The organism is Bacillus sp. m3-13 (assembly GCF_000175075.1).
Taxonomy (GTDB): domain Bacteria; phylum Bacillota; class Bacilli; order Bacillales; family Bacillaceae_I; genus Sutcliffiella_A; species Sutcliffiella_A horikoshii_C.
Map to the genome: position 1 here is coordinate 1 of NZ_ACPC01000036.1, position 5,119 is coordinate 5,119.

General features: G+C 37.8%; 8 protein-coding genes. 7 read left to right on the forward strand and 1 reads right to left on the reverse strand.

The annotated features are described in order from the left end of the window. Window positions 1–251 precede the first annotated feature (251 nt). Together M313_RS0117005 and M313_RS0117010 are read left to right on the forward strand one after the other, a co-directional pair. Window positions 252–629: a hypothetical protein gene (locus M313_RS0117005; RefSeq protein WP_010193238.1), complete on the forward strand. Its 378-nt coding sequence runs from the start codon at window positions 252–254 to the stop codon at window positions 627–629. Between the two features lie 121 nt (window positions 630–750). Next, a complete protein-coding gene (locus M313_RS0117010) occupies window positions 751–1,095 on the forward strand; it encodes a TIGR04104 family putative zinc finger protein (RefSeq protein WP_010193239.1) in 345 nt (114 codons plus the stop codon). 235 nt (window positions 1,096–1,330) lie between these two features. Here the strand turns inward: M313_RS0117010 and M313_RS25920 are convergent, their stop codons facing one another. Further along, complete coding sequence (locus M313_RS25920; RefSeq protein WP_010193242.1) at window positions 1,331–1,486, reverse strand: hypothetical protein; 156 nt, start codon at window positions 1,484–1,486, stop codon at window positions 1,331–1,333. 290 nt (window positions 1,487–1,776) lie between these two features. Between M313_RS25920 and M313_RS0117020 the strand changes: the two genes are divergently transcribed. From M313_RS0117020 to M313_RS0117040, 5 genes are all read left to right on the forward strand, one after another. Continuing rightward, window positions 1,777–2,562 carry a hypothetical protein gene (locus M313_RS0117020; RefSeq protein WP_010193244.1) on the forward strand — a complete coding sequence of 262 codons (786 nt, stop codon included), beginning with the start codon at window positions 1,777–1,779 and terminating at the stop codon, window positions 2,560–2,562. Further along, window positions 2,559–2,936: a GntR family transcriptional regulator gene (locus tag M313_RS0117025; RefSeq protein WP_010193246.1), complete on the forward strand. Its 378-nt coding sequence runs from the start codon at window positions 2,559–2,561 to the stop codon at window positions 2,934–2,936. The genes M313_RS0117020 and M313_RS0117025 overlap by 4 nt, the downstream gene beginning before the upstream one ends. Beyond that, entirely contained in the window at window positions 2,933–3,625 is a 693-nt protein-coding gene (locus M313_RS0117030) for an ABC transporter ATP-binding protein (protein WP_010193247.1), read from the forward strand. The genes M313_RS0117025 and M313_RS0117030 overlap by 4 nt, the downstream gene beginning before the upstream one ends. A 13-nt stretch (window positions 3,626–3,638) precedes the next feature. Further along, window positions 3,639–4,415, forward strand: coding sequence for a hypothetical protein (locus M313_RS0117035; RefSeq protein WP_010193248.1), 777 nt, complete (start codon window positions 3,639–3,641; stop codon window positions 4,413–4,415). A 15-nt stretch (window positions 4,416–4,430) separates the two neighbouring features. After that, the coding region (locus M313_RS0117040) for an ABC transporter ATP-binding protein (RefSeq protein ID WP_010198084.1) at window positions 4,431–5,119 on the forward strand (689 nt) is incomplete at its 3' end.

A 5,119-nucleotide genomic window follows, 5' to 3' on the forward strand; every position in this document is an offset into this window, starting at 1 on the left:
CCTAGTGACAAGGAAAAAGGAGGAGAGAAGTCTTCATCGCTGTTATGAAGACGCCAGTGACAAGGAAAATAAAGTGACTATTGCACTAGAGGTGAATGCAGAGGAATTCGCTAAAAACTTCGTCAAGGTCATGTCCTCCCCTATTGCAAATGAAGAATGAGTATTGTAATATTTGGTATTTTCCAGTTCTATAGACTCATCACAATACGTAATATAGTAGTGTATGAAGTTATAGAACTGGAGGGGTGATTATGGGAGTTAGGTTGATAAAAATTTCCGTTATCTATTTTTTGATAGGGGTCGGTATCGGTTATTATATGTCGACGGCACATGCATACAATTTGACGCCTGTACATGCTCATGTTAATTTGCTTGGATGGACCGCTTTGACTCTTGCTGGTATCATTTATATTTTATTTCCTGCAGCCGGAAAAACGAAACTTGCTACATGGCATTTTTGGTTACACAATATAGGCTTGCCTTTGATGATGGTTGGCTTGGCATTTGTAGTATACGGTAATGAGTCCTTATTGATATTGACCATTATCGGGGCGAATTTAACCACTCTAGGTGTGGTATTGTTTGTGATAAATGTCTTAAAGAACGTTAAGCAGCCTGAAAGCGAATAACCTCTAAGGTGTCCAGTACCCTAAATGGTGTGCTGGATCTTTTTTGTTTTTCAACTATTCCTTTAGCATTGCTTTTGATATGATGAAATGAAAGAGGAATTACTTTAAAGGGGTCGATAACATGTCATTTCACCAATGTCCAAACTGTCAAGAAGAAGTAAAATATAAAACCAAATTAACCTCTGTCTTTTTTGGGTATCGTCCTATTAAATGTGAGGGTTGCGAAACCGTTTATGAAGTAGATGAAAAATTCCGTTTTATCTTATCTCTTTATACCGTGCTAATACCGATTCTTATTGCTTATATGCTAAGTGCGATGATGGGGGTTTTACATACAAGATGGAGCCAAGTGCTTATTGTGTTAATTTTTGGTTCAGCCGGTGTGTTTTATGCAGCAACCAAAGTGCGTTACAAGAAATCAAAACTACAGCCGGTAGAGGAAAAGAAAAAACAAAAAGCAAAATAAAAAAGCTCTTTTCTCAAAAATTGTTGCTATTCACCGGTAAAAAGTCGGCAATTGGACTTTTTTCTGATTACATACTCTAGAAATCACAAGTAGTATGCTTCGTAAAACAGAGAAAAGAGCACGACAGTAAATAATATATCGGCTAATTTGAGTTTGCGAAACAGCAACAAAAATTTACGAAAACAGACCAATAAAAAACGAGAAGGATTTCGATTCCTTCTCGTTTTTTATGTTTCTACACCTGATCTAGTACCCAGATCAGGAAGGCAGCCACTATGACCAGTGAAATAGCATGAAGTACAAAAGACCCGATAAAATCTTTTAAGACAATTAAATAATGGAATTGACTTTTCTTATTATTACGTACAATTCTTCTCGCTCTCGTATCCATCACTTCACTCCTACACACATGAAGAAATTTGTAAGTATATTATACAAAATATTCTCACAAATAATAAGTAATAAAGTAGAAATTTGTAAAAAAAACTAAATATATGTACACCAGTGTCATTTTACCACATAAAAGAATAATGGGTATTAATTTTATCGGAATAATGAAAAGGAAGTTTAGGATAAAACGGAAATCCATCCATTGTAAAATAATTGAAAAAAAAGATTGACGTTCTAATTTGTTTTAGTGTACTATCTAACTAGAACACTAAAACAGAAAGGGGAGTTCTAATGGAAACACATGCTTTTAAAGGGTTGATGAGAAAAGAATGGCTGCTATCTAAAAATACTTTTATACTTCTTATTTGTTTCAAGCTCTTTATTTGGGCTGTTGTATTGAGTGGGAGTGTGCTCACCAATAACCATGAACTATTATATATTGCGACATCCATGATTATCGGTATCCATGTTATTTATATCACGATGATTGTTGGGGCAGGACTGAGCTTGGAAGAAAAGTCGCAAATGTGGCTGCATAGCCCTCGTTCTATGTCCATGATCTTAGGCAGTAAACTTTTGACAGGGATTTTACTCCAAATCACTAGTTTATGTATGGCGTTTCTGTTGTTAGGAATAACAGTAGTTTTCTTTGATCCGGGGGAAACTACGGTAAACCTCATAACGGCAGAATCTATCTTTCAAATGAGTGTCCTAATAACAGTTAGTGGATTAGAACTCGCCATGTTCTATACGTTTTATTGGGCAATCTACCATTCAATGGGGAGGTTCAATTACATAGCAAAGTTTAAAGTAGTCTTTTTCACGCTATTTATCATTTTTAGCTTCCTTTTGATTCTATTTATAGAAAAACAGTTGTTGGGAGGATTGCAATCGGTTTTACCTGTTCCAATTGAAATGACAAAATTCATGAACGTTCATATAGGAGAAGATGGCCTTTGGATCAGTTCTGGCAGAGAAAAGATTTCATGGGTAGGTTTGCTTTTCTCTATATTAAAAATAACTGGGATCTTTTTCTTAACAAGTTGGCTTTTAAATAAGGCGGTGGAAGTAAAATGACAGCAAAATACGATGCTGATAAACCGATATATCTGCAGATCATTGATCGTATAAGTAAAGAAATCGTTCGAGGTGTGTTAAAGCCTGGAGATAAACTTCCTTCCGTTAGGGAAATGGCCATTCAGTCAGGTGTAAATCCAAATACCATTCAACGAACATACAGTGAAATGGAGAGGATGGAAATCGTGGAAACCAAAAGAGGGCAAGGGACATTTGTTACAGAAAATGAGGAAATGCTTTTGCATTTGAAAAAAGCCATGGAAACGAAAGTTGTTGAAAGCTTTGTCCAGAGTATGAGGGAGATCGGTGCATCAGAAAGAGAAATTGTTGAAAGTGTGGAAAGATTTTTGGAGGAGGGGGAGAATCAGAAATGATCAAATTCGAACAGGTTAGTAAAAAATATGGCAAAGATATTGCGGTGAAGGATGGGGATCTGTCTTTTGAAAAAGGAAAAATCATTGGTTTGCTTGGTCCAAACGGCAGCGGAAAGTCTACCAGCCTGAAGATGATTGCCGGTTTGGTAAGACCTGATAAAGGTAAGGTGACGGTGGATGGGGAAATAGCCAGCCGCAAGATTGCAAGAAAGGTAGCCTATATGACGGAACTTGACGTATTTTATGATGCTTTCTCAGTAGAAGACATGGTCAAATTCTATGCCTCCCAATTCAGTGATTTCGACAAAGAGAAGGCGGAAGAGCTTTTGGTGTTCATGAAACTTGAGCCATCCAAAAAGATAAAAGCGTTGTCCAAAGGTAACAGAGGCAGATTGAAGCTTGTTCTTGCATTGTCCAGGCAAGCGGATTACATTCTGTTGGATGAACCGTTTTCAGGATTGGATCCCATGGTGAGAGATTCGATTGTAAAAGGGCTCCTAACCTTCCTCGATTTCGGTAATCAGACGATTATTATTGCCACCCATGAAATTGATGAAATTGAATCACTGCTCGATGAAGTGGTGTTAATAAAAAATGGAAACTTTATGGCCCATCAAAACGTAGAACATATTAGGGAATCGGATGGACTGTCGGTTAAAGACTGGATGATTGCAAATTTTCAGGAGTAAGGGGGGAGAAAGAATGGGTTATTACACGGGGCTGTTATTAAAAGATTGGAAGCTTTCGATGAAGGCGCAACTGCAGAATTATCTTTTTATTCTAGCGCTCTGGATGTTAGGTGTAGGGTTATCGTTAAGTATGGATGAGCCGGAAGTTTCTATAGCTATTGGGCTGACTTTAATAAGCATCCATATTTTCTACATGGGAACCGATATGGTTATGAATCTTGTAAAAGAGCAAAAATTAAAGATGTGGTTATATAATCCAAATCCCGCTCGATCTCTACTTTCTAGTAAATTGCTAATCTCAATGTTCAACTGTTTGCTGTCCATTACTTTTGCCATCCTTCTGTATGCCATTTCCTGTTTCATCAGTGGCCAGCCCTTTCTTCAAGGCAAGGAAATTATTGAGGGCTTTGCATTAATAGGTACGATTATAGGTGTAGGTATGTATCTTGCGATTTGGGCCATTTTTTTCTGGTCTCAAATTGCTGTTGCAAAAGGGAAGCGCTTTGAATATGTGCGCATTGCTTTTAGCGGGATAATTGCGTATTTTATTTTTGTGATACATGAGGGGTTCATGCTTAGTACCTTATATGATCGACTCAAGGATGTTGGCAGTTTTCCGTCCGTATCATTAGGTACTCTAGTCACAAATGAAACGGAGAATGGGTATCAGGAAATTTCGTTGGGGGTAAGTTTGTCAGAGTTTTCCTTTGGACTGTTTACGGTTTTTCTAGCGGTAAGTGTTTTGGTTTTTTTCCTCTCAGTAAAAAATGTGAAGAAAATAGAAGTATAAAAGGAGCTATGTAACATGAGTGATGTGGCAGTAAAGCTTACAAATGTTTGTAAAGACATAGGTACCAAGGAAATCATTAAAGATGTATCTTTTGAAGTGTATAAAGGAGAAGTGTTTGGCTTTCTTGGACCAAATGGAGCCGGAAAAACGACAACCATTCGAATGATGGTTGGATTGATGAGTATCACTTCAGGTGATATACACATCGACGGAGCAAGCATCAAGACCGATTATGAAAAGGCGGTCCGCCAAGTGGGGGCAATCGTTGAGAATCCAGAAATGTATAAATTTCTAACGGGATATCAGAATTTGAAACAATATGCCAGAATGATGCCCGGGATCACAGCAGAACGACTGGATGAAGTAATAGAATTGGTTGGATTGACTGGCCGGATCAAGGAAAAAGTGAAGACATATTCTTTGGGGATGAGGCAGCGTTTGGGAATAGCACAGGCCTTACTACATAAACCAAAAGTATTAATACTTGACGAACCAACAAACGGACTGGATCCTGCAGGTATCCGGGAAATAAGAGACTATTTACGAAGTCTTGCCAGAGAAGAAGGAATGGCGATTGTTGTTTCAAGCCATCTATTATCCGAAATGGAATTGATGTGTGATAGAGTCGGTATCATCCAAAAGGGTGAGTTAATCGATATTCAAAGTATCAGGGACTTCATTAACGATGGCGGAAAAACCTTGTA

Coding starts and splice junctions, on each gene's coding strand:
- M313_RS25920 (WP_010193242.1), bottom strand. CDS start 1,486: ATGGATACGAGAGCGAGAAGAATTGTACGTAATAATAAGAAAAGTCAA.
- M313_RS0117035 (WP_010193248.1), top strand. CDS start 3,639: ATGGGTTATTACACGGGGCTGTTATTAAAAGATTGGAAGCTTTCGATG.
- M313_RS0117010 (WP_010193239.1), top strand. CDS start 751: ATGTCATTTCACCAATGTCCAAACTGTCAAGAAGAAGTAAAATATAAA.
- M313_RS0117020 (WP_010193244.1), top strand. CDS start 1,777: ATGGAAACACATGCTTTTAAAGGGTTGATGAGAAAAGAATGGCTGCTA.
- M313_RS0117025 (WP_010193246.1), top strand. CDS start 2,559: ATGACAGCAAAATACGATGCTGATAAACCGATATATCTGCAGATCATT.
- M313_RS0117005 (WP_010193238.1), top strand. CDS start 252: ATGGGAGTTAGGTTGATAAAAATTTCCGTTATCTATTTTTTGATAGGG.
- M313_RS0117030 (WP_010193247.1), top strand. CDS start 2,933: ATGATCAAATTCGAACAGGTTAGTAAAAAATATGGCAAAGATATTGCG.